The sequence below is a fragment of the Bradyrhizobium dasycarpum genome (assembly GCF_042019905.1).
GTDB classification, from domain to species: Bacteria; Pseudomonadota; Alphaproteobacteria; order Rhizobiales; family Xanthobacteraceae; genus Bradyrhizobium; species Bradyrhizobium japonicum_B.
This window is the reverse complement of record NZ_CP169574.1, coordinates 5,921,908-5,945,774: the sequence shown is the minus strand read 5'-3', so window position 1 is coordinate 5,945,774 and position 23,867 is coordinate 5,921,908. Positions and strand designations below refer to the sequence as shown.

The following is a 23,867-nucleotide window of genomic DNA, read 5'->3' as shown; positions in this document are numbered from 1 at the left end:
TGCCCCGATATTGTTGAAACTCATCACTTCCGCGCGGAGCCCGTTCTGGACCGTTTCGCGCGCGGGTGATGTCGACAAAATAGAAGGCCCCTGCTGCGATGCAACGCACAGCGCAGGCGGCTCATTGTCACACAGCTTAAGCTACTGAGTTCAGAAGGCTTTTCCCGAGTCACTTGATTGTGAGTCGGGGTCCATCAACGCGTGCTGCGACGGAACGGCGCAATTACCCGGCGGCTTTCATCCGGTAGTGGCTGACGCCCCATTCGGTTCCACGGGCGTAGCCGAACAGGCCCGACGTCGCGAGCAGGAACCAGCGCCAGCGCCGCAGCCAGCGTGCGGTCTCCTCGCCGTAGACCTTGCGCAACGACGCCTCGATCGCGTCGCGATGCGCGTCGAAATTGACGAGCCAGTCGTTCGCGGTGCGCTGATAATGCGTGCCGCTCCAGCACCATTCCTTCTCGACCGTGAAGATGTCGTCGAACTGCCTGACCAGGTGATGGCTTGGCATCAGCCCGCCCGTGAAGACATGCTGCGCAATCCAGTCGTCACGATCGAGCCGGTCGACCAGCTGCGAGCCGGAGCGATGGGTGACGATTTGCATGAAGAACCGCCCCTCGGGGGCGAGCCATGACCGCAGACGGGTCATCAGCTTGCGCCAGTTCATCATCTGCTCGAACATCTCGACCGAGACGATGCGGTCGAACTGGCCGTCGGGCGCGAACACGTTCATGTCGGCGGTGACCACGCGCAGGTTCAGCAGGCCGCGCCGCTGCGCCTGCTCCTCGACATGGGCGCGCTCCGCCTGCGAGGTCGACACCGCCGTCACCTTGGCGTGCGGAAATTGCCGCGCCATCCACAGCGACAGCGAGCCCCAGCCGCAGCCGAGCTCGAGGATGGTCTGGCCATCGGCAAGACCGGCATGCTCGACGGTCTGACGCAGCGCTTCCTCCTCCGCCTCCTGCAAGGTGGTCGCTTCGGTCTTGTAGAAACAGCAGGAGTATTTGCGGCTCGGGCCGAGCACGTCCGCGAAGAACGCCGCGGGCACCTCGTCACGCCCGGCCGCGGCACCCTCGGCGATCGGCCGCAGCATCATCCGACCAGCGAAGGCGGCGTCAGTGGCCGCATCATGGCTGCCGAGGCGCGTTGCGGTGCGGGAGCACAGGCGCTGGATCGCGGCGCGGACCACTACGTCCGGCAACGGCACGCGTTCGGCAGTCCCGATGATCGCGGAAACGACGCTCATGCGCCCCCGAATGGCGAACTTCTGCAGATACCTGGGTATCAAAGCGCCGCTTCCGGCGCGGGTTCCCTGAGCCGGCCCCGAAATCGGCGTATCCGGCGCTTTTTTTGGGCCGGCGCTGTGCCATAGTGCGCACCGCAAGCAGCTTCGTAATGGATGATATCGGCCATGCCGTCAGGCACTTCGTCCCGCTCCACCATGGATATCGAGTACACCAAACTGTCCTCGCCCAGCGTCTTCCTGGTGCGGATGCTGGTCTTCCTGGTGCTGTGCACGCTGGTGGGCGTGGTGCTCTACAAGCAGATCATCCAGGCCTTCTTCGCCAATCCGGGGCTCAATGCCCTGATCGGAGGGGTGCTGTTCATCGGCATCATCCTGGCGTTCCGCCAGGTCATCCGGCTCTACCCCGAGGTCTCCTGGGTCAACAATTTCCGCATCGCCGATCCCGGCCTGGCCCCGGCCCGGCACCCGAAGCTGCTGGCGCCGATGGCGGCGATCCTCGGCGGCGAGCGTTCCGGGCGGATGTCGATCACCCAGACCACCATGCGGCACCTGCTCGATTCGATCGCGACCCGCCTGGATGAAGCCCGCGACATCTCGCGCTACATGACCGGCCTCCTGGTCTTCCTCGGTCTGCTCGGCACCTTCTGGGGCCTGATCGAGACGGTCGGCTCGGTTGGCAAGGTGATCGACGGGCTCAAGGTAGGGAGCGATTCGGGGGCGCTGTTCGACACGCTGAAGGAGGGCCTCGCCGCCCCCTCGGCGGCATGGGCATCTCGTTCTCGAGGCTCCCTGTTCGGCCTCGCCGGGTCGCTGGTCCTCGGCTTCCTCGATTTGCAGTCGAGCCAGGCCCAGAACCGCTTCTACACCGACCTCGAGGACTGGCTGGCCACCACGGTGCGCGAATATGGCAGCGGCGAGGTTGCGGTCGCCTCCGGCGGCGGCGGGGTCGCCAGCGGCGAGCTGCAGGCCGCGGTCGAACGGCTGCGCTCCGTGCTCGAGGAAGGCGGCACCAGCCGCGGCACCACCGCGGCGATGGCGAGCCTTGCCGAAGCGATCCAGGCGCTGGTCTCGCACATGCGCACCGAGCAGCAGATGATCCGCGAATGGGCCGACGGCCAGGGCGAGCAGAACCGCGAGATCCGGCGCCTGCTGGAGCGCCTCGCGCGCCAGCCGGAAAAGAGTTGAGACGGTGTCGTGCCCCCGCGATGCGGCATGAAATGATGCATCGCTGAGCCGGGGCCCAGCGTCAGGGACAATATGGGTCCCGGCTCTGCGCAGCAGCGTTGCACGCTGCTAGCCACGTCCGGGACACGAAAGTGGAGACGTAAATGGCTCTTGCCCGCGCCCGCCGCAACGAAGGCGGCCTCAATTACTGGCCCGGCTTCGTCGACGCGCTGTCGACGCTGGTGCTGTCGATCGTGTTCCTGCTGTCGGTATTCCTGGTGGTGCAGTTCTTCCTGTCGCAGGAGGTCACCGGCAAGGACAAGGCGCTGGAGCAGCTCAACGCCAAGATCGCCCAGCTCAACGAGCTGCTGTCGCTGGAGAAGCTCGGCAAGCTCACGCTCGACGACCAGGTCTCGCAACTCAAGGCCGGCCTCGCCTCGGCCGAGAGCGAGCGCGACCGCATCAAGGGCCTCTATGACGGCCTGGCGGCCGCCGGCAACGACGCGCAAGGCAAGACCTCCGAGCTCGGCAAGGCGCTGGATTCGGAGAAGGCGGTCTCGGCGCGGGCGCTGGCGCAGATCGAGGTGCTGAACCAGCAGATCAGCGCGCTCAGGCGGCAATTGGCGGCGCTGGAAGAGGCGCTCGACGCCAGCGAGAAGCGCGACAAGGAATCGCAGAACCGCATTGCGGATCTGGGGTCGCGCCTGAACGTCGCCTTGGCGCAGCGGGTGCAGGAATTGTCGCGCTACCGCTCCGAATTCTTCGGCCGGCTGCGCGCCATCCTCGGCAACCGCCCCGACATCCGCATCGTCGGCGACCGCTTCGTGTTCCAGTCGGAAGTGTTCTTCGACACCGGACAGGCGATGCTGCTGCCCGAGGGCCGCGCCGAGCTCGACACGCTCGCGACCGCGCTGATCGAGCTCGACAAGAAGATCCCGAGCGAGATTCCCTGGGTGCTGCGCGTCGACGGCCACACCGACGTGCGGCCGGTGAGCGGAGCGAACTTCAAGTCGAACTGGGACCTGTCGGCGGCACGCTCGATCTCGGTGGTTCAGTACCTGATCTCGCTCGGCGTGCCCGCGCAGCGGCTCGTCGCGGCCGGCTTCGGCGAATTCCAGCCGCTCGACCCGGGAAATACCGAGGAAGCCTACAAGCGCAACCGCCGCATCGAGCTGAAGCTGACGGAGCGGTAGTGGTGATTTTCGAGGCTGTCATTCCGGGGCGATGCGAAGCATCGAACTCTGGTGCGCGCTTGCGCACCAGAGATCCGAGGTTCCGGGTTCGCGCTTCGCGCGCCCCGGAGCGACCGTGTGGATCAATGAGCGCCCTGACCCTCCGCCCCTATCGTCCCGAGGACGAAGCCGCCGCGATCGACCTCTGGCATCGCACCTGGCAAGAGGCCTATCCGCAGATCGACTTTTCGGCCCGTCTGGAATGGTGGCGCGAGCGCTGGCGCAAGGATCTGGTGCCGAAGGCCTCGATCGTGGTGGCGGAACAGGACGGCGCGCTGACCGGCTTCGTCACCATCGATGGCGAGGGCTATCTCGACCAGCTCGTCGTCGATCCCGCGCATTGGGGCTCGGATGCCGCGCGGTTGCTCGTCGATGAAGCCAAGCGCTTGTCGCCCTCGGGCGTGACGTTGCTCGTCAACAAGGACAATGCCCGCGCCATCCGCTTCTACGAGCGCAACGGCTTTGCCCATGCCGGCGACGACGTCAACCCGACCTCGGGGCGGCCGGTGCTGAAGATGGCGTGGCAGGCGTGATCGCCCAAATGCAAACTGAGCTGTCATCACCCCGCCTAGTGCGCAATTGCGCACAGAGGCGTGTGATCCTGTATTCCAGAGACAGCAGTGATTGAACCGAGACGCCGCGGCGTACTGGATCGCCCGCCTTCGCGGGCGACGACATTGTGGATGAGGCAGCGATCGCAGCGCTTCACGTCGATCGCGCTGCGCCCTCACGCCCCCTCGAACTGCAGCCGCGCTAGCCGGGCATAAAGCCCGTTGGCCGCCACCAGCTCGGCATGGGTGCCCTGCTCGACGATCCGGCCCTGGTCCATCACCAGGATGCGGTCGCAGGACAGCACGGTGGCGAGGCGGTGCGCGATCACCAGCGTGGTGCGGTGGCGCATCAGCTCTTCCAGCGCGGTCTGCACCAGCGTCTCGCTTTCGGCATCGAGCGCGGAGGTGGCTTCATCGAGCAGCAATAGCGGCGCATCGCGCAGGATGGCGCGCGCGATCGCGATGCGCTGGCGCTGGCCGCCTGACAGCGTCACGCCGCGCTCGCCGAGCGGGGTCTCGAAACCTTCGGGCAGGCGGCGGATGAATTCGGCGGCATGGGCGAGCTCGGCGGCGCGTTCGACCTCGGCATCGGTGGCATCGGGCCGGCCGAAGCGGATGTTCTCGCGGGCGCTCGCGGCGAACACCACGGATTCCTGCGGCACCAGTGCGATGCGCGCGCGGAAATCCCTGGGATCGGCGGACTTGACCGGCACGCCGTCGAGCGAGATCGTGCCGCTGCGCGGGTCGTAGAAGCGCAGCAAGAGGTGAAAGATCGTGCTCTTGCCGGCGCCGGATGGGCCGACGATCGCGACCTTCTCGCCCGGGCGCACGGTGAACGACACGGCATCGAGCACATTGACGTCGCGCCGCGCCGGATAGGCAAAGCTGACCTGATCGAAGCCGACCTCGCCGCGTGCCGGCACCGGCAGGGCGCGCACTGAGGCGGGCGCGGTGATGTCCGGCTTCACGTGCAGGATCTCGAACAGGCGCTCGGCCGCGCCGGATGCCGCCGAGACCTCGCCCCAGACCTCGCTGAGCTGGCCGAGGCCTGCCGCGGCGAACACCGCATACAGCACGAACTGACCGAGCCGGCCCGGCGAAATCGCGCCGGTAAGGACGTCATGCGAGCCGACCCAGAGGATCGCGACCACACTGGCGAACACGATGAAGATGATGATGGCCGTGAGCACGGCGCGCGCCTGGGTCGAGGTGCGCGCGGCCTCATAGGCGTGCTCGACCTCGCCGCCGAAACGCTTCTCGGCGAACCCTTCGCTGGTATAGGCCTGCACGGTGCGGATCGCGCCGACCAGCTCGCCCGCATAGGCGGAGGCCTCGGCGAGCGTATCCTGCGCGTTGCGCGACAGCCGTCGCACCCAGCGCCCGAAGGCAACCAGCGGCAGCACGATCAAGGGGATGGCGAGCAGCACGAAACCCGACAGCTTCGGGCTCGTGATCACCATCATCGCCGTGGCGCCCAGGAACATCATCAGATTGCGCAGCGCGATCGACACGGAGGCGCCAACCGCCGATTTGAGCTGGGTGGTGTCGGCGGTGAGCCGCGAGATCAATTCGCCGCTGCGCGCGGAATCGAAGAAGGCGGGGGAGAGCGAGAGCAGATGAGCGAAGACATCGCGCCTGAGGTCGGCGACGATGCGCTCGCCGATCGTCATCACGAGGTAGTAGCGCGCAGCGCTGGCCAGCGCGAGCACGCCGACCACCGCGAGCATCACCGAGAAGTAGCTGTTGATCAGCTCGATGCCCTCGGGCGTCAGGCCGAAATCGATCATCCGGCGCACCGCGATGGGCACCAGCAGCGTGGTCAGGGCCGCGACCGTGAGCGCGACGAAGGCCAGCGCCGCCCGGCCGCGATAGCGGCTGACATAGGGCGCCAGCGCGAGCAGCGGCCGCAGCTTGGCGCGGCCCTTGGCCGGCTCTTCGATCAGCTCGGCTTCGATCGAGGGGGTGTCCGCGGCTTTCATTCCGGGCTGATCGACATATTGGTCATCAAGCCGTTCCACTGCGCTCATGAGATCTGGCCCATTGCATTCGTTTGCTCCCAATAGGCCGGTGCAAGAGTAGTGGCAAATCCGGGATGTCCCTTAGGGGCAAACCCGGTTTAGCCGCGCAAGCCCGCTTGTTTTGGCTGATGCCGTGAGGTATAGAGCCGGCCAAATCCGTCATTCGCGAGCCATCAGAACAGGCGCCGGGCGCCGAGGAATTTGCCATGAAAGCCGAAATTCATCCGGATTATCATACGATTAAGGTCGTGATGACCGACGGAACCGAGTACCTGACCCGCTCCACCTGGGGCAAGGAAGGCGACACGCTGAACCTCGACATCGACCCGAAGTCGCACCCGGCCTGGACCGGCGGCAATGCTCAGATCATGGACCGCGGCGGCCGCGTCTCGCGCTTCCAGAAGAAGTTTTCGGGCTTCCTCAAGAAGGACTGATCCGGCCCGCAAGGCTGGAGACGAAAACGCCCCCGGAAACCGGGGGCGTTTTTGTTTGTGCAACTGTCGTTCCGGGGCGATGCGTAGCATCGAACTCTGGTGCGCAAATTGCGCACCTTAGAATCCGGATTCTCAGGTGCGCAAGTGCGCACCTGAGTTCGCGCTTCGCGCGCCCGGAATGAAAGGCGGGACCTTACCGCTCGAACGCGGCCTTCAGCGCGTTGAGGTGCGGCACCAGCGGATTGCCGATTGCGACGTGCTCGGCCGGCGGGGTGTGGATGGTGGTGTCGAGGCGGCGCACGCGGGTCTGCAAACTCATCGAGCGATGGATCAGGTCCTGGAGCTGCGCAGGCAGCTTCTCGATGGTGTCGGCGGGGCCGGGATCGGCGGCGCTGAGCTTGACCTTGGTCTTCTCGCGATTGGCCTGGCTCAGCGTCATCTCGCCTTCCTTCACCGCGCGGTGCAGCAGCAGCCACGAGGCGAGCTGCATCAGGCGGGTGGTGAGGCGCATGCTCTCGGTCGCGTAGGTGAGGCTGACGGCACGGTCGAGCGCCTTGGCCTCGGTGCGGCCGGCACCGTCGAGATAGGCGGCGGTCTCTTCGACCAGATCCATGCCCTCGCGGAACAGAACGCCGAACGCCGCGGAATTGGTGAACCGCTCGCTCAGTTGAACGAGCGCGCCGTCGGCCTGCAAACGTTCCATGGTTAACGCCTCATACGCAACTGTTTGACTGTCCGGCTTTGGCGCCGGCTTTATGATGAACAAATCATTGCGCGGGCGAGACGCGGAGTCCAGTGACAAGCGCGGATATGGTTTCCGCGGGTCATTCCCAGGAATTCAACCGGGAATAGACGCAAAAAAAGAGCCGCCGGAGACCGGCGGCTTTGAAAGTTGATAACAGGGAGGCGTCAAACAGAGTGGACAGGAGCCACTCGGTGTCCAAACGAGGACAGTTCCAGTCATAAACTCGAAAGCTTAATCTGGAGTAAACGAGCGATTTTTTTGAGGGTTCGTTAGCCATGTCGGCCAGTGGCCGAGTGGGGTGCGGTGGCGCGTCTCTCTCCGCCGTCATTCCGGGGCACGACGAAGTCGTGAGCCCGGAATCCATAACCGCAGGCGGATGTGACGGTCGTTCACTAACGGCGTGCCCCTTTTCCATCGCCTGTGGCTATGGATTCCGGGCTCGGCGCTGCGCACCGCCCCGGAATGACGGGCGGGACTGGTCGAGATGGGTCCCGGCTCTGCGGAGCGTTCACTGCGTGCCGCACCGCGTCCGGGACAAGAAAGTGGCGACGACCGCTACGTCTTGAAAAAACTATCCGCCGCATCGCGCGAGGCGCGCTTTTTGGTGGCGGCTTGTTCCAGTCTTGCGATCTCGGTCTTGAGCAGGAGGACGCGCTCGGTCAGCTCCTCCACGGACAACAGTGAGAGATCCTGTCCGATCTCATGTGTGATCTTCCTGCGCGGGCGGTCGTCGTCTTCCGTCGCCATTCTCCTACCTCCCAAAGTTCACGCCGGCCCACAACGCCGAGGCGGTTGCCAGCCCGGATCGCGCTGGCTAAGCAAGGGCTCGTTCATCCCAGCACCTTTGCTCAAGGACACATCATGGACAAGCTGCCCGCGCAAATGACCGTGGTCGCCATCTCCAAGCCCGGCGGACCGGAGGTGCTGATCCCGGAACAGCGCGCCGTGCCGCAGCCCGGCCCGGACGAGATCCTGGTCAAGGTGATGGCCGCCGGCGTCAACCGGCCCGACGTCGCACAGCGCTCCGGCGCCTATCCGCCGCCGCCCGGCGCCAGCGACCTGCCCGGCCTCGAGATCGCCGGTGAGGTGGTCGCGGTCGGCAGCAACGCCAAGCGGCACAAGGTCGGCGACAAGGTGATGTCGCTGGTCGCCGGCGGCGGCTATGCGCAGTACTGCATCGCCCAGGACGCCCAGGCCATGAGCGTGCCGCCGGCGCTGTCGATCAAGGAAGCCGGCGCACTGCCGGAAACCCTGATGACGGTCTGGCACAACGTGTTCGAGCGCGGCGGCCTCAAGGCCGGCGAGACGCTGCTGATCCATGGCGGCTCCTCCGGCATCGGCACCATGGCGATCCAGCTGGCGAAGGCGTTCGGCGCCAAGGTGTTCGTCACCGTGGGATCGCAGGACAAATGTGATGCCTGCCTCAAATTGGGCGCCGACCGCGCCATCAACTACAAGACCGAGGACTTCGTCGCCGTGGTCAAGGAAGAGACCAACAAGGAAGGCGTCAACCTGATCCTCGACATGGTCGCCGGCGACTATGTCGACCGCAATTACGATGCCGCCGCGGTCGATGGCCGGATCGTGCAGATCGCAACCCTCAACGGACCCAAGGTCAGCGTCAACATCGCCAAGGTGATGGTCAAGCGCCTCACCCATACCGGCTCGACCCTGCGCCCCCGTACGAATGCGGATAAGGCGGCGATGGTGGCCGCAATCGAGCAGAAAGTGATGCCGCTTTTGCGCGAAGGCCGCGTCAAACCGCTGATGGACAGCACTTTCCCGCTGGAAAAGGCCGCCGACGCGCATCGCCGCATGGAGACGAGCGCACATATTGGCAAAATTGTGTTGGAGGTCTAGGCCGCTGACCCACAGGGCGGGCCGGAAACCCTTTGATTTTCCTCGCTTTCGTGGCATCTATCGCGACGCACCGAACCACTTAGGTCCGGTCTGAAATCAGCTCTTACTCAGAGTTTGCGTCGAACGCGGAGAACTGACCGTGCGTCTGATCAGGTGCCTCGCGCCCATCGCGCTGGGCCTCATGATTCTCGTCGCCGCGTATCCGGCGCGCGCGCTCGACGCCGTCAGCGTGCGCAGTGACGCGCCCGCGATCGACCTCACCGGCGTGCTCGAGCATCAGCGCAGCGATGCCGATCGCATCCAGGTCTCCACCGCGCCCGGCACCGACGGCATCGTCCGCCGCATCGAGGTGCGCGCCCGCGAAGGCGGCCAGAACTGGGTGGTGTTCGCGCTCGCCAACAACACCGACGACCAGCTCGATCGCCTGATCGTCGCCCCGCATTACCGCATCGTCTCCTCAGGGCTCTTGTGGCCGGACCTCGGCCTGTCGCGCATCGCCACCATCACGCCCTCGACCGGCGACCGGCCGGAGCGGCAGGAAAGCCCGACCGCGGACGTGTTCCGCATCACGCTCGATCCCGGCGCCGTCATCACCTTCGTCGCGGAGCTGCGCACCGACAAGCTGCCGCAGCTCTATCTGTGGGAGCCGGAAGCCTACAAGGACAAGGTCAACTCGTTCACGCTGTACCAGGGCATCGTGATCGGCATCTCCGGCCTGCTCGCGCTGGTGCTGACCATTCTGTTCGTGGTCAAGGGCAGCATCATGTTCCCGGCCGCCGCGGCGCTGGCCTGGGCCGTGCTGGTCTATATCGGCGTCGATTTCGGCTTCTGGGGCAAGGTGCTCGACATGTCGAACAACGCCGAGCGCATCTGGCGCGCGGCGGGTGAGGCGATCCTGGCGGCCACGCTCTTGGTGTTCCTGTTCGCCTATCTCAACCTCAGCCGATGGCATGTGCGCTATTCGCACATCACGGTGGGCTGGCTCGCCTTCCTGGGATCGCTGGTCGCGCTTGCCTTGTTCGATCCGGCGGTGGCCTCCGGCATCGCGCGCATCTCGCTGGTGCTGATCGCCTTCGCCGGCTTCGCGCTGATCGTCTATCTCTCCACCCACGGCTTCGACCGCGCCGTGCTGCTGATCCCGACCTGGTTCCTTCTCGTGGTCTGGGTGGTCGCGGCCGGCATGACCGTCGCGGGCTCCGTCACCAACGACATCGTCGGCCCGGCGCTGCTCGGCGGCCTCGTGCTGATCGTGATGCTGATCGGCTTCACGGTGATGCAGCATGCCTTTGCAGGCGGCGGCGCCACCACCGGTGTCGTCTCCGACATCGAGCGGCGCGCGCTGGCGCTGGCCGGCTCGGGCGATCTGATCTGGGACTGGGACGTGTCCGCCGACAAGGTCTTCACCAGCCCCGAGACCGAGGCCCTGCTTGGACTGAAGCGCGGCACGCTGGAAGGGCCGGCGGCCTCCTGGCTCGAAGTGCTGCATCCGCTCGACCAGGACCGTTTCCGCGCCGCGCTCGACAGCGTGCTCGACCAGCGCCGCGGCCGCCTGGTGCAGGATTTCCGCCTGCGCACCCCGGACGGCCATTTCATGTGGTTCGCGCTGAAGGCCCGCCCGGTGGTCGGCTCGGACGGCGAGGTCTCGCGCGTCGTCGGCACGCTCACCGACGTCACCGAGCTGCGCAACGCCGAGGAGCGCCTGCTGCACGATTCCGTGCACGACAACCTCACCGGCCTACCCAACCGCAAGCTGTTCATGGACCGGCTGGGCGCGGTCGCCAACTTCGCCAAGACCATGCCGACGCTGCGGCCGACGCTGATGGTGATCGACCTCGACCGCTTCAAGCAGGTCAACGATTCCGTCGGCATCGCGGTTGGCGATTCGATTCTGCTCACCCTCGCCCGCCGCCTCACCCGCATCCTGAAGCCGCAGGACACGCTGGCGCGGATGGCCGGCGATCAGTTCGGCCTGATCCTGCTGTCGGAGCAGGATCCCGCCCGCATCACCGCCTTCGCCGAGACCATCCGCAAGACCATCCGCGCGCCGATCGCCTTCAACGACCGCGAGATCTTCCTCACGGCCTCGATCGGCCTCGCGCTGTCCGATCCGCAAACGCAGCTGACGGACGAGATCATCAAGGACGCCGAGCTTGCGATGTATCATTCCAAGCGCATCGGCGGCGACCGCATCGACGTCTACAAGCCGGCGATGCGGGCGCGGAAGACCGATCGCCTGACGCTGGAGAGCGAGCTGCGCCGCGCCATCGAGCGCCAGGAGCTGACGATCCTGTACCAGCCGATCGTGCGGCTGGAGGATCGTTCGGTCGCAGGCTTCGAAGCGCTGGTGCGCTGGGATCACCCCAAGCTCGGGCGCATGGCGCCGTCGGAATTCATCAGCATCGCCGAAGAGACCGGCCTGATCGTCGACCTCGGCATGTTCGTGCTCGACCAGACCGCCAAGCAGCTCTCGGTGTGGCAGCGCGCGATGCGCTCGCGCGAGCCGATCTTCGCCTCCGTCAACGTCTCGTCACGGCAATTGCTGCGCCATGACCTGATCCACGACATCCGCACCGTGCTGTCGCGCTCCTCGGTGGCGCGCGGCACGCTCAAGCTCGAGTTGACGGAATCGCTGGTGATGGAGAACCCGGAGCACGCCGCGCAGATGCTGACGCGGATCCGCGAGCTCGGCACCGGGCTCTCGCTCGACGATTTCGGCACCGGCCATTCCTCGCTGGCCTATCTGCAGCGCTTCCCGTTCGACACCATCAAGATCGACCAGTCCTTCGTGCGCACCACCAACCGCGGCACCCGCCCGGTGATCCTGAAGTCGATCATTGCGCTCGCGCACGACCTCGGCATGGACGTGGTGGCCGAAGGCGCCGAGACCGATTCGGACGCGGTCGAGCTCTACCAGATGGGCTGCGAATACGCCCAAGGCTTCGCCTTCGGCGAGCCGATGGACGCCGACGCTGCGATGCGGCTGTTGACCGAAGTGCGGCTGGAAGCGGCGAGCTGATCGCTCTCTTGCTCTCCCCTGGAGGGGGAGGGTAAGTCTCTCGCTACCGCCGCCGATCGCTCTTCTGCTTCCTGAACCGCACGCTCGCACCATCCGGCATCCGTGTCGCGACGAAGCCCGCGGCGAGGCAGGCTTCGCGCTGCGGCATCTGGATGTCGGGGCTGCGCAGGCTGTCCCACCACGAGGCGCGATTGGCCGCGCGCGGCAGGGCCGCGCCGATGATCTCCTCGATCTGCTCGAAGCTCAGCACCAGCTCGTCCTGCTTCTGCCGCATCAGATAGTCGCGCAACGCGTCGTAGTCGTTCACAATCGTCCTCTCGTCCGAAAGCGGGTCTGCTCACACCGGGTCTGCCCAAAACCGTGAGCTGCGTAAACCGATTCTTAACTCACTACGGCAGCGCCGTCCCGCCTTAAACATCGCGCAAGCTTTCGGGCGCATCCACTTATGTCGGGAGCAAACGATGCTGTCTGTATGGCGCGACGCCATGGCCCGGCGGCCGTGGCGGATTTCGGCGAAACTGCTGATCATCTCGTCCGTCGTGACGGTGATCGGCTTTTCCGCCGTTTGCGTCAACGTGATGCTCGACATGCGCCGCGGCGAGGAGGCGCTCGCCCGCCAGACCCTGGAGAACCTCGCGACCACCATTCAGTCCGACGTCAGCCGCAACTTCGAGATCTACGATTTGTCGCTGAAGGCGGTCGCCGGCAACATGCTGCTGCCCGAGCTCGCGACGGTGTCGAAGCCGATCCGACACCTCATCCTGTTCGACCACGCCACGACGGCCAGGCATTTCGGCGCCATCCAGGTGTTCGATACCGAGGGCCGGCTGACCATCGACGCCTCCACGCTCGATCCCCTGCCCGAGAACCGGAGCGAGGAGGATTACTTCAGGATCCATCGCGACAATCCCGGCATCGGGCTGTTCATCAGCCGTCCGATGCTGTTTCGCGGCACTTATGCGATCGTGCTGAGCCGGCGCATCAGCGACACCGACGGCGGGTTTCTCGGCGTCGTCGCCGGCTCGATCCGCTTCAGCTATTTCCACGAATTGTTCGAGCAGCTGAAGCTCGATCCCGAAGACACCATCACCGTCCTCAAGCGCGACCGCACCATCATGATGCGGCGGCCGTTCGATCTCGACATCATCGGCACCAACCTGAACGATCGCCGCAGCTGGAGGGCCGACAATCTCCGAATCGGCGCCGCCTATTCGGGACAGGGCCCGGTCGACCCGACGCCTCGGCTCTATGTCCGCGGCGGCGACAGCGGACCGCTGTTCGTGGTGGCGGGCAAACCCCTGGCCGCCGTCTTCGCGCTCTGGGAGAAGGAGGCGTTCCGCATCGGCGCCGTGGTGCTGGCGCTCGCACTGTTCGTGCTGGGGTCGACGCTCGTGCTGGCGCGCGAGATCGGCCGGCGCGCCGAGGCCGAGCGCAAGCTGGAGGAGATGGCGACGACCGACGCGCTCACCGGCCTGAAGAACCGCCGCAAGTTCGATTCCGTCATCGACGTCGAATGGCGGCGCGCCATGCGCCAGAAGGCGCCGATCGCGCTGGTGATGATCGATGCCGATCACTTCAAGGCCTACAACGACAGCTTCGGTCATCAGGCAGGGGACCAGGTGCTGGTCGGCATCGCCATCTGCATTTCCGATTCGGTGAGCCGGGCCGGCGATTGTGCCGCGCGCTATGGCGGCGAGGAATTCGCCGTGCTGCTGCCGAATACGTCGCCCACCGACGCCTTCAAGGTCGCCGAGGCGATCCGGACCAAGGTGCAGGGCTGGTCAGATGAGCAGGTGATTTCGACGGTGTCCTGCGGCGTCGCCAGCCTGGTTCCCACCGCCGGCATGGACTGGTCGATCCTGGTTGCGGCCGCCGACAAGGCGCTCTACGCCGCGAAAGCCGGCGGCCGCAACCAGTCGGTGGTCGCGAGCCTGCCGAAGCTGTCGCTGGTGGCGTGAGGGCGGCTCCTCGCCATCATTGCGCGACGCGACTCACCAAACCATCGGTGTCGTCCCTGCGAACGCGACAGCGAAGTTTGTGGCTCGCTACTGCCCCAGATACTTCTTCATCTCCGCGATCAAGCCGTCACGCAGCTCGGGGCGCTTCAGGCCGTAGGCGATGTTGGCGCGCAGGAAGCCGGGCTTGGAGCCGCAATCGTGGCGCTCGCCCTCGAACTCGACGCCGTAGAACTTCTGCGATCTGGCAAGGCCGATCATGGCGTCGGTGAGCTGGATCTCGCCGCCGGCGCCGCGCTCCTGCGTTTCCAGGATCTTGAAGATCTCGGGCTGCAGGATGTAGCGGCCGGTGATCGAGAGGTTTGAGGGCGCGGTGCCCTTGGCCGGCTTCTCGACCATGCCGTCGACCTCGAACATCTTGCCGCTGCGCTTGCCGACGCCGCAGATGCCGTATTGATGGGTGAGATGGTCGGGCACCGCCTCGACCGCGACCAGATTGGATTTCTCGCCGAGCGATGATGCCATCTCGATCATCTGCTTGAGGCAGCCGGGCGTGTTGAGCACGAGCTCGTCGGGCAGCACGACGGCGAACGGCTCGTTGCCGACGATGTCGCGCGCGCACCAGACCGCGTGACCGAGGCCGAGCGGCGCCTGCTGGCGCGTGAAGCTGACGGCCCCCGCGTCGGGCTGGTTCTGCGCCAGGATGTCCTGCTCGGCCTTCTTGCCGCGCGCCGCCAGCGTCGCGTCGAGCTCGTACATCCGGTCGAAATGATCTTCGATGACGTTCTTGTTGCGGCCGGTGACGAAGACGAAGTGCTCGATGCCGGCCTCCTCGCCTCGTCATAGACGTACTGGATCAGCGGCTTGTCGACGATGGTCAGCATTTCCTTCGGCATCGCCTTGGTGGCGGGCAGGACACGGGTGCCGAGGCCGGCGACGGGGAATACGGCTTTGCGAATTTTCATGTGATTGATCGAATACCTGAGAGCCCATGGGAACGAAGCTGGGAACGGAGCAATTGCATTTGCTAACCTGTTTGCAGCCGCCAACAAAGGCGGATGTGGGGCCTCACTCGCGCAGAGTTAAGAAAAAGGCCGCCACCAAAATTTCACCTTTGTTAAGCTATTGGCAACCGTAACCAGGCCTCCTGATGGCGGATTTTTGAAAAGCCCGATGGGTGGGACATGATGCGATCGGTGGCAGGACAGGCAAGACGGACGGTATCCGCGACCGGCGCGATGATGGTTGCGGCCGCTTTGCTGCTGCCCGCCGGCGCGCACGCTCAGGCGCAGAACGGCCTGTCCAACCTGTTCGGCGGCATCTTCTCCGGCTCCAACGCGGCGCCATCGCAAGCCCCGCCGGCACCGGGCGGCGGTCAAACGGGAGCATTGCCCTGGACCGGCGAGGACGGCGCCTCCGGCCATCCCTTGATGACGGCGGCAGCAATCCGCGAGGCCGCCGGCAATTTCAACAATTGCGTCGCCGGGATGTGGCCCGATGCCGCACGGCGCGGCGTCACGCAGGAAAACTTCCAGCGCTTCACCGCCGGCCTCAGCCCCGATCTGCGCATCATGGACCTGATGGATTCGCAGCCCGAATTCACCAAATCGATCTGGGCCTATCTCGACATCCTCGTGAACGACAACCGGCTCGCCAAGGGCCGCGAGATTCTCGCCACATACAAGGCGCAGTTCGACGCCACCGAGAAGGCCACCGGCGTCGATCGCTACATCATCGCCTCGATCTGGGGCATCGAGTCCAATTACTCGACGCAGATGGGCGACCGCAGCGTGCTGCAATCGACCGCGACGCTGGCCTGCATCGGCCGCCGCCAGGCCTATTTCAAGGACGAGTTCCTGTCGGCGCTGGAGATCCTCAACCGCGGCGACCTCAGGCCGGAGCAGATGCGCGGCTCCTGGGCCGGGGCCTTCGGCCCGACCCAGTTCATGCCGACCGCGTTCAAGCGCTTTGCCGTCGATGGCGACGGTGACGGACGGCGCGACGTCGTCGACAATCCCACCGATCTGATCGCGTCGACCGCCAACAATCTGAAGAAGGACGGCTGGCAGGCCGGCCAGACCTGGGGCTTCGAGGTCGTGGTGCCCCAAGGCTTCAACTACATGCTGGCCGACCGCGCCAAGGCGATGCCGATCGCGCAATGGGAGAAGCTCGGGCTGAAGCGGGCGACGGGCCAGCCATTCCCGCATCCGGGCGAGAAGGCCTATCTGCTGGCGCCGGCGGGCGCGCAGGGACCGGGCTTCCTGATGCTGCAGAACTACCGCGTCATCATGAAGTACAACCCGGCCGAAGCCTATGCGCTGGCGATCGGCCATTTCGCCGATCGCCTGCGTGGCGGGCAGCCCTTCGTGCAGCCCTGGCCGCGCCAGGAGCGCGAGCTGTCGCGCACCGAGCGGCTGGAGCTGCAGCAGCTGCTGGCCCAGCGCGGCTTCTACAAGGGCACCCCGGACGGCCAGTTCGGCGGCCAGACGCGGGAGGCGCTGCGCAACTTCCAGGCCTCGATCGGGGTGCCGGCCGACGGCTTTGCCTCCTCCGATGCGCTGGATCGGCTGCGCGGACGGTAGAATCGCCCCGAAAGTAACCCTGAACAGGGATTTCGCCCGCCGCGCTTGACGCAGGCGGCTGTTCCCCGGTGTATGGGGCGAGAATCTGCAACGGAATTTGCCCGTTTCGCGCCCGATTCCGTTACTATATTGAGCCACTCCCGATTCCCGTTGCGCGTGCCCGAGATCGCATGTTGAAGAAGTCTTTGTTCAAGGCACTGACCGAGACCGGCCCGTTGATCGCGCTGGGGACGGCGCTTGCGATCCTGGTGGTGGTCGCAGGACCTGCCTCGGCGCAGTTCTTCAACTTCCCCGGCTTCGGCGGCCCGCCGCAGCGCTCGGCGCCGCCGCCACCCCGAGGTGGAGGCGGCGGCTGGTTCGGCGGCGACTTCTTCGCACCGTTCCAGCAGCAACAGCAGCAGGCGCCGCGGCAGGATTTTTCCCGTGCCCCGGCGCCGGCCAAGCGCGACACCATCCCCGAGAAGAACGTGCTGGTGCTCGGCGATGCCATGGCCGACTGGCTCGCTTACGGCCTGGAAGACGCCTACGCCGAGCAGCCCGACATGGGCGTGATCCGCAAGCACAAGACCGTTTCCGGCCTGATCAGGTACCAGCCCAAGGGCGAGCCCTCGGACTGGGCGGCGGCGGCAAGGGGCATCCTCGAGACCGAAAGGCCCGACGTCATCGTCGTCATGCTCGGCCTCAACGACCGCGCCGCGATCCGCGAGCCTGCGGCGGAGAAGACGGACAAGCCGGCCGCGGACAAGGACAAGAAGAACGACAAGGGCGCGCGCGGCAAGCCACCGGCAAAGCCCGGCGAGACGAAGCCCGGCACCGACACGGCTGCCAAGCCCGAGGACAAGCCGGCCGACGCCGACCTGCCGCAGGACGACGCCGACAACGCCGACACGCCTGCGGCCGCGCCGGAAAAGACTGCGCGCAATCCGAACGGCCTCTACGAATTCCGCGACGAGCGCTGGATCGAGCTCTACAGCAAGAAGATCGAGGAACTCGCGGCCGTCCTCAAATCCAAGGGCGTGCCGGTGCTGTGGGTCGGCCTGCCCGCGGTTCGCGGACCCAAGGGCACCGCGGATACGCTGTTCCTGGATTCGCTCTATCGCGAGGGCGCGGCCAAGGCCGGCATCACCTATGTCGACGTCTGGGACGGTTTCGTCGACGAAGCCGGCCGCTTCCTGCAGAAGGGCCCGGACTTCGAAGGCCAGATCCGCCAGCTGCGCAGCTCTGACGGCGTCTATTTCACCAAGGCCGGCGCGCGCAAGCTCGCGCATTATGTCGAGCGCGAGATCACGCGCCTGTTGGCCGGACGCTCCGGCCCGATCGCGCTGCCGAGCGAGCCCGCGACGCCCGACACCAGTGCCGAGCCCGGCAAGCCCGCGCCGCGGCCGCTGGCGGGGCCGATCGTGCCGCTGGTCGCGGCCTCGATCTCGACCGATCAATTGCTGGGCGGCCCGGGCTCGCGTCCCGCCGCCGTCGATGCGCTCGCTGCCAGGACGATGGTGAAGGGTGAGCCGCTGGCGGCGCCGGCCGGCCGCGCCGACGATTATGCCTGGCCGCGCCGCGAAGTCGGCCGCGAGCAGGCCAAGGGCGATACGCCGGTGGCCGCGACGACGCCTGAGGGCAATGCCGCCAATCCGACCGCGGCTGGCGCCGCCGCCGCGATCGCGCCGCCGAAACTGGCGCCGAAGAAGCCGCCGGTGCCGCCGCAGCAGCCGGCCCAGGCGACGCCCTCGTTCCGCGATTTCTTCGGCTTCGGCTCGCCGCAGCCAGGGCCGCCGCGTCAACTGGCGCCGGCACCGGGGCCGCGCAATCCGGCTCCCAATCCGGCGATCCCGCGTCCACCGGGCAACGTCGGCCGCTCCGCCGAGATGTTCCGGTAATCGCCGAACTGTCCCGGACGCGGCGCAGCACCTCCTGGTGATGCGGCGCAGAGCCGGGACCCAGCTCTCTCTACGTTCACAGAAGAATGAACCCCGGCTCTGCGCCGCAGCGCTTTGGCGCTGCAGCGCGTCCGGGGCACAAAAAGCGTGAGTTGCGTCAGCCCTTAATAGCGCCAGCGCGGCGGCGGACGGCGGGCGGGGCGCGACATCAGCAGCGCGAGCGCAAAACCGATGCCGCCGGCCACCATCAGGGCGCCGAGCGGATTGTCCTGCACCTTCTTCGACAGCGCCTGCGTGCCGTCGCGGAAGGTGTCGCCGCTGTTCTCATAGGCATCCTTGGCGTAGCTCGTCGCGGTGTCTGCGGCATCGCGCACGGCGTCCTTGGCCTGGCCGTAGAGATTCTGCACCGTGCCCGCAGCCTCGCGCGCCTTGCCCGATGCCTGTGTCTTGGCATCGCCTGCCATGTCTCCGATCGCGCCCTCCGCGCGCCCGGCAAATTCCTTGGCCGATCCAACAATCCGATCCGTGTCCATGATGCTCCTCCTCGGGGGTCAGCCCAAGTAACCGATCAGGAGCAGCGCAGTTCCAAGCGGTGACGAAAGTGTTGTCCGGACGGCTACAGAATCAGCCCGCCATCGACGACCAGCGTCTGGCCGATGATGTAGGACGACAACGGCGAGGCCAGGAACAGCGCCGCGCCCGCCATGTCGGCCGGCGTGCCCAATCGCCGCAGCGGAATGCGCGCGAGCGCGCCTTCGAGCCGCTTGGGATTATCGGTCGTCACCTTCGTCATCTTGGTGTCGACGAGCCCGGGAGCGATGCCGTTGACGCGGATGCCGTCCTCGGCCCAGGCCTCGCCCAGCGTTCGCGTCAATCCGACCGCGCCGGTCTTCGACGCGTTATAGGCGGGATTGCCCATGGTGGAATGATAGGCCGCAGTCGATGACACCATGATCAGCGCGCCCTTGGCATCCCGCAACATGGAATGAAACCGCGTCGCACAAGCCATCAGGCTCATCAGGTTGACCTCGACCACCTTGCGAAAGCCAGCCATCTCGAACTCGCCGCGGCGATAGAGCACCGCGCCCTGCGCCAGCACGAGCACGTCGAGCCTGTCGAAGGACGGCTTGAACGCCTCGATTGCACCGGGATTGCCGACGTCGAGCTGCGCGTAGGAAAGGCCCGTGAGATCGGAGCCTTCCTCCGCAGAATATTCCGCTGCGCGAGCCCGCGTGCCGCACACCGCGACCTGCGCGCCCCGCGTGCGAAAAGCCTGTGCGATGCCGTTGCCGATTCCGCTCGAGCCGCCGACGACCAGCACCTGCTTGCCTGAGAAATCGAGCTCGTTCGCCATCGCGGCCTCCCTTTTGTCTTGCTTGTTTGACCTGTCTGCGGATCGATGCCAGCCTTGTCAATCATAACAAGAACAAGCAGCGTTCCGAGGAAGCAGCATGTCAGGGTTCAAGGAGCTCAGCCGGTCCGTCAAGGGTCTGACCGTTCTCGTCACCGGCGCGGCCAGCGGCATGGGGCGCGCCACCGCGCGCGTGTTCGCCGCCGAAGGCGCCAACGTCGCCGTCACCGATTACGACGCGCAGGGCGCGCAGGCGGTAGCCGGGGAGATCGCCGCGCGCGGTGACGCAGGAAAAGCGTGGAAGCTCGACGTTGCCGACGGCGGCGAGATCAAGCGCGTGGTGAACGAGGTCGCCGCGCATTTCGGCGGGCTCGACATCGTCGTCAATAACGCCGGCATCTCCGTCCGCGTCGCGATCGACGACGAGAGCTATGAGGATGCCTGGGCCAGGGGCATTGCCGTGATGCTGACGGCGCATCCGCGCATCATCCGCGCCGCGCTGCCGCATTTGCGCAAGTCGCGATGCCCGCGCATCGTCAACATCGCCTCGACCGAGGCGCTCGGCGCCACCGCACTGCACAGCCCCTATTCGGCGGCGAAGGGCGGCGTTGCCAGCCTGACCCGCTCGCTCGCCGTGGAGCTCGGCCGCGAGGGCATCACCGTCAACTGCATCTGCCCCGGCCCGATCCGCACTGGGATCACCGACCGCATCTCCGAGGAGCACAAGACGATCTACGCCAAGCGCCGCACCGCGCTCGGCCGTTACGGCGATCCCGAGGAGGTCGCGCATATGACCTTGAGCCTGTGCCTGCCGGCCGCGTCCTTCCTCACCGGCGCGGTGATCCCGGTCGACGGCGGGCTGATGGCGCGGAACGCGTGAGTGGCTTGGATCCGTAGCCCGGATGGAGCGCAGCGCAATCCGGGGTGTCTTTCCGCGGGTGAGAATCCCGGATTACGCTGCGCTCCATCCGGGCTACGGGCAGCCATGCATAGCCAACGTTGACAACCAGGAGCGCGGGAGTAGCCTTTTCGTCGACAGAGCGGGACCAACCGCTCGCGACACGCGGGAGACAACGTCATGACGATCGCCATCCGGCAGCTGCAAAAACATTTCGTCGGCGAGGTGTCCGGCCTCGATCTGCGCAAGCCTCTCACCGAGGCCGAAGCACGCGAGGTCGAGGCCGCCATGGACAAATACGCGGTGCTGGTGTTCCACGACCAGGACATCACAGACGAGCAGCAGATGGCCTTCGCCCTGAACTTCGGTCAGCGCGAGGACGCCCGCGGCGGCAACATCACCAAGGCCGATGAATACCGCCTCACCTCGGGCCTCAACGACGTGTCCAACCTCGGCAAGGACGGCAAGCCGCTGCCGAAGGACAGCCGCGCCAATCTGTTCAATCTCGGCAATTGCCTGTGGCACTCCGACAGCTCGTTCCGCCCGATCCCGGCAAAGTTCTCGCTGCTGTCGGCGCGCGTGGTGAACCCGAAGGGCGGCAACACCGAATTCGCCGACATGCGAGCCGCCTATGACGCGCTCGACGACGAGACCAAGGCGGAGATCGAAGACCTCGTCTGCGAGCATTCGCTGATGTATTCGCGCGGATCGCTCGGCTTCACCGAATACACCGACGAGGAGAAGGAGATGTTCAAGCCGGTGCTGCAGCGGCTGGTGCGGACCCATCCCGTGCACCGTCGCAAGTCGCTCTATCTCTCATCGCATGCCGGCAAGATTGTCGGCATGAGCATGCCCGAAGGCCGGCTGCTGCTGCGCGACCTGAACGAGCACGCGACGCAGCCAGAGTTCGTCTACGTCCACAAATGGAAGCTGCATGACCTCGTGATGTGGGACAACCGCCAGACCATGCACCGCGTCCGCCGCTACGACCAGTCGCAGCCCCGCGACATGCGCCGCGCGACGGTGGCGGGAACGGAGCCGACGGTGCAGCAGCAGGCGGCGGAATAGGCGCGGCTCACACGCCGCTGTCGTCCCGGACAAGCGAAGCGCAGAGCCGGGCCCCGTAACCACGGGGAGCTGTTTGGCGAAGGCTCGTGGTCGAAAGCTCGCACCACACTCCTTGCCGGGAGTATGGGTCCCGGCTCTGCGCGCGCTTGAGGCGCGCTTGTCCGGGACGACACCGAGAGTGGGGCGCTAGCGTCTGAACAAACTACGCGTGCCCTGCCTCGTTCGAGAGCATGCCGGGATCGATACCGATCTTCTGCAACGCGCGGGTGTATTTGTCGTCGACGTCGTCGCCGAAGATCAAATCCGCATCCGCATCGCAATGCAGCCAGCCGTTGCTCTGGATCTCGGTCTCGAGCTGGCCCGGCGCCCAGCCGGCATAGCCGAGCGCGAGTATGGCGTGCTTGGGGCCGGAGCCGCTGGCGATGGCGCGCAGGATGTCGACGGTCGCCGTGAGGCAGACGCCCTCGTCGATCCGCAGCGTCGCGTTCTCGATGTAGAAATCGCTGGAATGCAGCACGAAGCCGCGGCCGGTATCGACCGGGCCGCCGCGCAACACCTTCATGCTTTCGGCATTCTCCGGCAGCTTGATGTGCTCGCCCTTCTTGATGATGCCGAGCTGCTGCAACAGCTCGGGGAAGTCGATGCTGCCGGCCGGGTGGTTCACGATGATGCCCATCGCTCCCTCCGCCGAATGGGCGCAGAGATAGATCACCGAGCGCTCGAAACGGGAATCGCCCATCACGGGCATCGCGATCAGCAGCCGACCGTCGAGATAACCGGCCGAATTGGGAAGCGCCGGACCCGCGCTGCGGGTGCTTTCGCCCGTTCTCTTTCCTGTGGGAGCCATCGGTAAAGCACTCCGGTTTCGATTCCTATCCTGATGTCGGACCTAGCCGCTGTCAAATCAAGGCCTGCCGGGATGCGATTTGGCAGCATCCATCACAAGCAATTCAATGGTTTGCCCCGGGGCGACCCTGTAAAGACGTGCCATGCTGACGAGAGTTCCCCTGCGTGCGGCGATTGGCGTCGCGACAACCCTGCTTGCGTCGTCGCTGGCCATCGCAGCCCGCGCCGACGACGCTTCGCCGTGGCAGCGCGACGGACATTCCGCGGTGCGGCTATTGGCGGGATCGCGCAGCGGCGCCGTCCTGCTCGGCGGTATCGCCTTCCAGCTCCAGCAAGGATGGAAGACCTATTGGCGTAGCCCCGGCGATTCCGGCGTTCCGCCGCGGTTCGACTTCTCGAAGTCGGACAATGTCGAGGCGGTGACGGTGATGTGGCCGGCGCCGCTGAAATTCGCCGACGGCGCCGGCGGCCATTCGATCGGCTACCGTGACCAGATCGTGCTGCCCCTGCGCATCGTCGCCAAGGCGGCCGACAAGCCCGTGACCTTGCGTGCCGAGATCAATTACGCCGTGTGCGAGAAGCTCTGCATTCCGGTCGAGGCCAAGGCCGAGCTCGGCTTCAACAGCGTCGCCTCGACCGAGGACGCCAATTTGCGCGCCGCGCTCGACACCGTGCCAAAGCCCGCCAATATCGGCGATCCCAATCCGCTCACCATCCGCGACGTCAAGCGCGACGGGCCCAAGAACGTCGTCGTCGACGTGGTCACGCCTGACAGCCGCAACGTCAATCTGTTCGTGGAAGGCCCGACGCCCGATTGGGCACTGCCGATTCCGGCGCCGGTGCAGCACGGCCCGCCCGGCGTGATGCGGTTTTCCTTCGAGCTGGACGGCCTGCCGCCGGGCGCCAAGCCGGATGGTGCGGCGCTGAAGTTCACGCTGGTCGGACCGGAGAAGGCCTACGAGTTCAATACGAACTTGGAATGAGTGCCGGTGAGCGCGAGTGAGTTGCTCGGCTCGCGCGTCACATT

19 protein-coding genes and 2 pseudogenes are annotated in these 23,867 nt (G+C 66.1%); 12 read left to right on the top strand and 9 right to left on the bottom strand.

All coding sequences use genetic code 11. The annotated features are described in order from the left end of the window. Positions 1-223: 223 nt before the first annotated feature. Positions 224-1,243 (bottom strand): SAM-dependent methyltransferase, encoded by a 1,020-nt coding sequence (locus ACETMP_RS28365; protein ID WP_375158719.1) that lies wholly within the window; start codon positions 1,241-1,243, stop codon positions 224-226. Positions 1,244-1,408: 165 nt separating this feature from the next. On the opposite strand from ACETMP_RS28365, the pseudogene ACETMP_RS28360 reads away from it, so the two are divergent. The 3 genes and pseudogenes from ACETMP_RS28360 (at position 1,409) to ACETMP_RS28350 (ending at position 4,172) form a co-directional block, all read left to right on the top strand. Further along, a pseudogene (locus ACETMP_RS28360) lies at positions 1,409-2,428 on the top strand (flagellar motor protein MotA). A gap of 143 nt (positions 2,429-2,571) precedes the next feature. After that, the gene (locus ACETMP_RS28355; RefSeq protein WP_375158718.1) at positions 2,572-3,600 is read left to right on the top strand and encodes a peptidoglycan -binding protein; all 1,029 of its coding nucleotides are present in this window, start codon (positions 2,572-2,574) and stop codon (positions 3,598-3,600) included. Positions 3,601-3,725: 125 nt separating this feature from the next. Continuing rightward, a complete protein-coding gene (locus tag ACETMP_RS28350) occupies positions 3,726-4,172 on the top strand; it encodes a GNAT family N-acetyltransferase (RefSeq protein WP_375158717.1) in 447 nt (148 codons plus the stop codon). Positions 4,173-4,366: 194 nt separating this feature from the next. Here the strand turns inward: ACETMP_RS28350 and ACETMP_RS28345 are convergent, their stop codons facing one another. Beyond that, positions 4,367-6,217, bottom strand: coding sequence for an ABC transporter ATP-binding protein/permease (locus tag ACETMP_RS28345; RefSeq protein WP_375158716.1), 1,851 nt, complete (start codon positions 6,215-6,217; stop codon positions 4,367-4,369). 197 nt (positions 6,218-6,414) lie between these two features. On the opposite strand from ACETMP_RS28345, the gene rpmE reads away from it, so the two are divergent. After that, positions 6,415-6,642 (top strand): 50S ribosomal protein L31, encoded by a 228-nt coding sequence (gene rpmE, locus ACETMP_RS28340; RefSeq protein WP_011084323.1) that lies wholly within the window; start codon positions 6,415-6,417, stop codon positions 6,640-6,642. A gap of 193 nt (positions 6,643-6,835) precedes the next feature. Here the strand turns inward: rpmE and ACETMP_RS28335 are convergent, their stop codons facing one another. Both ACETMP_RS28335 and ACETMP_RS28330 read right to left on the bottom strand, forming a co-directional pair. Continuing rightward, positions 6,836-7,345 (bottom strand): DUF1465 family protein, encoded by a 510-nt coding sequence (locus ACETMP_RS28335; RefSeq protein WP_126259787.1) that lies wholly within the window; start codon positions 7,343-7,345, stop codon positions 6,836-6,838. Between the two features lie 597 nt (positions 7,346-7,942). Further along, positions 7,943-8,134 carry a DUF1192 domain-containing protein gene (locus ACETMP_RS28330; protein WP_375158715.1) on the bottom strand — a complete coding sequence of 64 codons (192 nt, stop codon included), beginning with the start codon at positions 8,132-8,134 and terminating at the stop codon, positions 7,943-7,945. Positions 8,135-8,248: 114 nt separating this feature from the next. Between ACETMP_RS28330 and ACETMP_RS28325 the strand changes: the two genes are divergently transcribed. Next, positions 8,249-9,247: an NAD(P)H-quinone oxidoreductase gene (locus ACETMP_RS28325; protein ID WP_375158714.1), complete on the top strand. Its 999-nt coding sequence runs from the start codon at positions 8,249-8,251 to the stop codon at positions 9,245-9,247. Between the two features lie 139 nt (positions 9,248-9,386). After that, entirely contained in the window at positions 9,387-12,263 is a 2,877-nt protein-coding gene (locus ACETMP_RS28320; protein ID WP_375158713.1) for an EAL domain-containing protein, read from the top strand. A gap of 43 nt (positions 12,264-12,306) precedes the next feature. Here the strand turns inward: ACETMP_RS28320 and ACETMP_RS28315 are convergent, their stop codons facing one another. Then, entirely contained in the window at positions 12,307-12,570 is a 264-nt protein-coding gene (locus ACETMP_RS28315) for a hypothetical protein (protein ID WP_126259784.1), read from the bottom strand. Between the two features lie 154 nt (positions 12,571-12,724). On the opposite strand from ACETMP_RS28315, the gene ACETMP_RS28310 reads away from it, so the two are divergent. Further along, positions 12,725-14,221 (top strand): diguanylate cyclase, encoded by a 1,497-nt coding sequence (locus ACETMP_RS28310; RefSeq protein ID WP_375158712.1) that lies wholly within the window; start codon positions 12,725-12,727, stop codon positions 14,219-14,221. Positions 14,222-14,308: 87 nt separating this feature from the next. Here the strand turns inward: ACETMP_RS28310 and ACETMP_RS28305 are convergent. Then, positions 14,309-15,183 (bottom strand): annotated as a pseudogene (locus ACETMP_RS28305) (UTP--glucose-1-phosphate uridylyltransferase). A 222-nt stretch (positions 15,184-15,405) separates the two neighbouring features. Here ACETMP_RS28305 and ACETMP_RS28300 point away from each other — a divergent pair. Beyond that, positions 15,406-16,800 (top strand): lytic murein transglycosylase, encoded by a 1,395-nt coding sequence (locus ACETMP_RS28300; protein WP_375162012.1) that lies wholly within the window; start codon positions 15,406-15,408, stop codon positions 16,798-16,800. Positions 16,801-16,970: 170 nt separating this feature from the next. Beyond that, positions 16,971-18,677, top strand: a complete 1,707-nt coding sequence (locus tag ACETMP_RS28295; RefSeq protein ID WP_375158711.1) for a DUF459 domain-containing protein — start codon at positions 16,971-16,973, stop codon at positions 18,675-18,677. A 164-nt stretch (positions 18,678-18,841) separates the two neighbouring features. On the opposite strand, the gene ACETMP_RS28290 is transcribed toward ACETMP_RS28295, so the two are convergent. Both ACETMP_RS28290 and ACETMP_RS28285 read right to left on the bottom strand, forming a co-directional pair. Then, a complete protein-coding gene (locus ACETMP_RS28290) occupies positions 18,842-19,210 on the bottom strand; it encodes a CsbD family protein (protein ID WP_375158710.1) in 369 nt (122 codons plus the stop codon). 83 nt (positions 19,211-19,293) lie between these two features. Further along, a complete protein-coding gene (locus tag ACETMP_RS28285) occupies positions 19,294-20,031 on the bottom strand; it encodes an SDR family NAD(P)-dependent oxidoreductase (protein WP_375158709.1) in 738 nt (245 codons plus the stop codon). 97 nt (positions 20,032-20,128) lie between these two features. Between ACETMP_RS28285 and ACETMP_RS28280 the strand changes: the two genes are divergently transcribed. After that, complete coding sequence (locus ACETMP_RS28280) at positions 20,129-20,908, top strand: SDR family NAD(P)-dependent oxidoreductase (RefSeq protein ID WP_375158708.1); 780 nt, start codon at positions 20,129-20,131, stop codon at positions 20,906-20,908. 198 nt (positions 20,909-21,106) lie between these two features. Further along, positions 21,107-21,994, top strand: a complete 888-nt coding sequence (locus ACETMP_RS28275; RefSeq protein ID WP_375158707.1) for a TauD/TfdA dioxygenase family protein — start codon at positions 21,107-21,109, stop codon at positions 21,992-21,994. Positions 21,995-22,196: 202 nt separating this feature from the next. Here the strand turns inward: ACETMP_RS28275 and ACETMP_RS28270 are convergent, their stop codons facing one another. Further along, positions 22,197-22,841 carry a YqgE/AlgH family protein gene (locus ACETMP_RS28270; RefSeq protein ID WP_375158706.1) on the bottom strand — a complete coding sequence of 215 codons (645 nt, stop codon included), beginning with the start codon at positions 22,839-22,841 and terminating at the stop codon, positions 22,197-22,199. A 142-nt stretch (positions 22,842-22,983) separates the two neighbouring features. On the opposite strand from ACETMP_RS28270, the gene ACETMP_RS28265 reads away from it, so the two are divergent. After that, entirely contained in the window at positions 22,984-23,823 is an 840-nt protein-coding gene (locus tag ACETMP_RS28265; protein ID WP_375158705.1) for a protein-disulfide reductase DsbD domain-containing protein, read from the top strand. Positions 23,824-23,867 lie beyond the last annotated feature (44 nt).

Bases quoted from the DNA above. Each gene is read 5' to 3' on its own strand.
- ACETMP_RS28310 (WP_375158712.1), top strand. From the start codon at position 12,725: ATGCTGTCTGTATGGCGCGACGCCATGGCCCGGCGGCCGTGGCGGATT.
- rpmE (WP_011084323.1), top strand. From the start codon at position 6,415: ATGAAAGCCGAAATTCATCCGGATTATCATACGATTAAGGTCGTGATG.
- ACETMP_RS28325 (WP_375158714.1), top strand. From the start codon at position 8,249: ATGGACAAGCTGCCCGCGCAAATGACCGTGGTCGCCATCTCCAAGCCC.
- ACETMP_RS28265 (WP_375158705.1), top strand. From the start codon at position 22,984: ATGCTGACGAGAGTTCCCCTGCGTGCGGCGATTGGCGTCGCGACAACC.
- ACETMP_RS28345 (WP_375158716.1), bottom strand. From the start codon at position 6,217: ATGAGCGCAGTGGAACGGCTTGATGACCAATATGTCGATCAGCCCGGA.
- ACETMP_RS28280 (WP_375158708.1), top strand. From the start codon at position 20,129: ATGTCAGGGTTCAAGGAGCTCAGCCGGTCCGTCAAGGGTCTGACCGTT.
- ACETMP_RS28270 (WP_375158706.1), bottom strand. From the start codon at position 22,841: ATGGCTCCCACAGGAAAGAGAACGGGCGAAAGCACCCGCAGCGCGGGT.
- ACETMP_RS28350 (WP_375158717.1), top strand. From the start codon at position 3,726: ATGAGCGCCCTGACCCTCCGCCCCTATCGTCCCGAGGACGAAGCCGCC.
- ACETMP_RS28335 (WP_126259787.1), bottom strand. From the start codon at position 7,345: ATGGAACGTTTGCAGGCCGACGGCGCGCTCGTTCAACTGAGCGAGCGG.
- ACETMP_RS28365 (WP_375158719.1), bottom strand. From the start codon at position 1,243: ATGAGCGTCGTTTCCGCGATCATCGGGACTGCCGAACGCGTGCCGTTG.
- ACETMP_RS28275 (WP_375158707.1), top strand. From the start codon at position 21,107: ATGACGATCGCCATCCGGCAGCTGCAAAAACATTTCGTCGGCGAGGTG.
- ACETMP_RS28300 (WP_375162012.1), top strand. From the start codon at position 15,406: ATGCGATCGGTGGCAGGACAGGCAAGACGGACGGTATCCGCGACCGGC.
- ACETMP_RS28290 (WP_375158710.1), bottom strand. From the start codon at position 19,210: ATGGACACGGATCGGATTGTTGGATCGGCCAAGGAATTTGCCGGGCGC.
- ACETMP_RS28295 (WP_375158711.1), top strand. From the start codon at position 16,971: ATGTTGAAGAAGTCTTTGTTCAAGGCACTGACCGAGACCGGCCCGTTG.
- ACETMP_RS28355 (WP_375158718.1), top strand. From the start codon at position 2,572: ATGGCTCTTGCCCGCGCCCGCCGCAACGAAGGCGGCCTCAATTACTGG.
- ACETMP_RS28330 (WP_375158715.1), bottom strand. From the start codon at position 8,134: ATGGCGACGGAAGACGACGACCGCCCGCGCAGGAAGATCACACATGAG.
- ACETMP_RS28285 (WP_375158709.1), bottom strand. From the start codon at position 20,031: ATGGCGAACGAGCTCGATTTCTCAGGCAAGCAGGTGCTGGTCGTCGGC.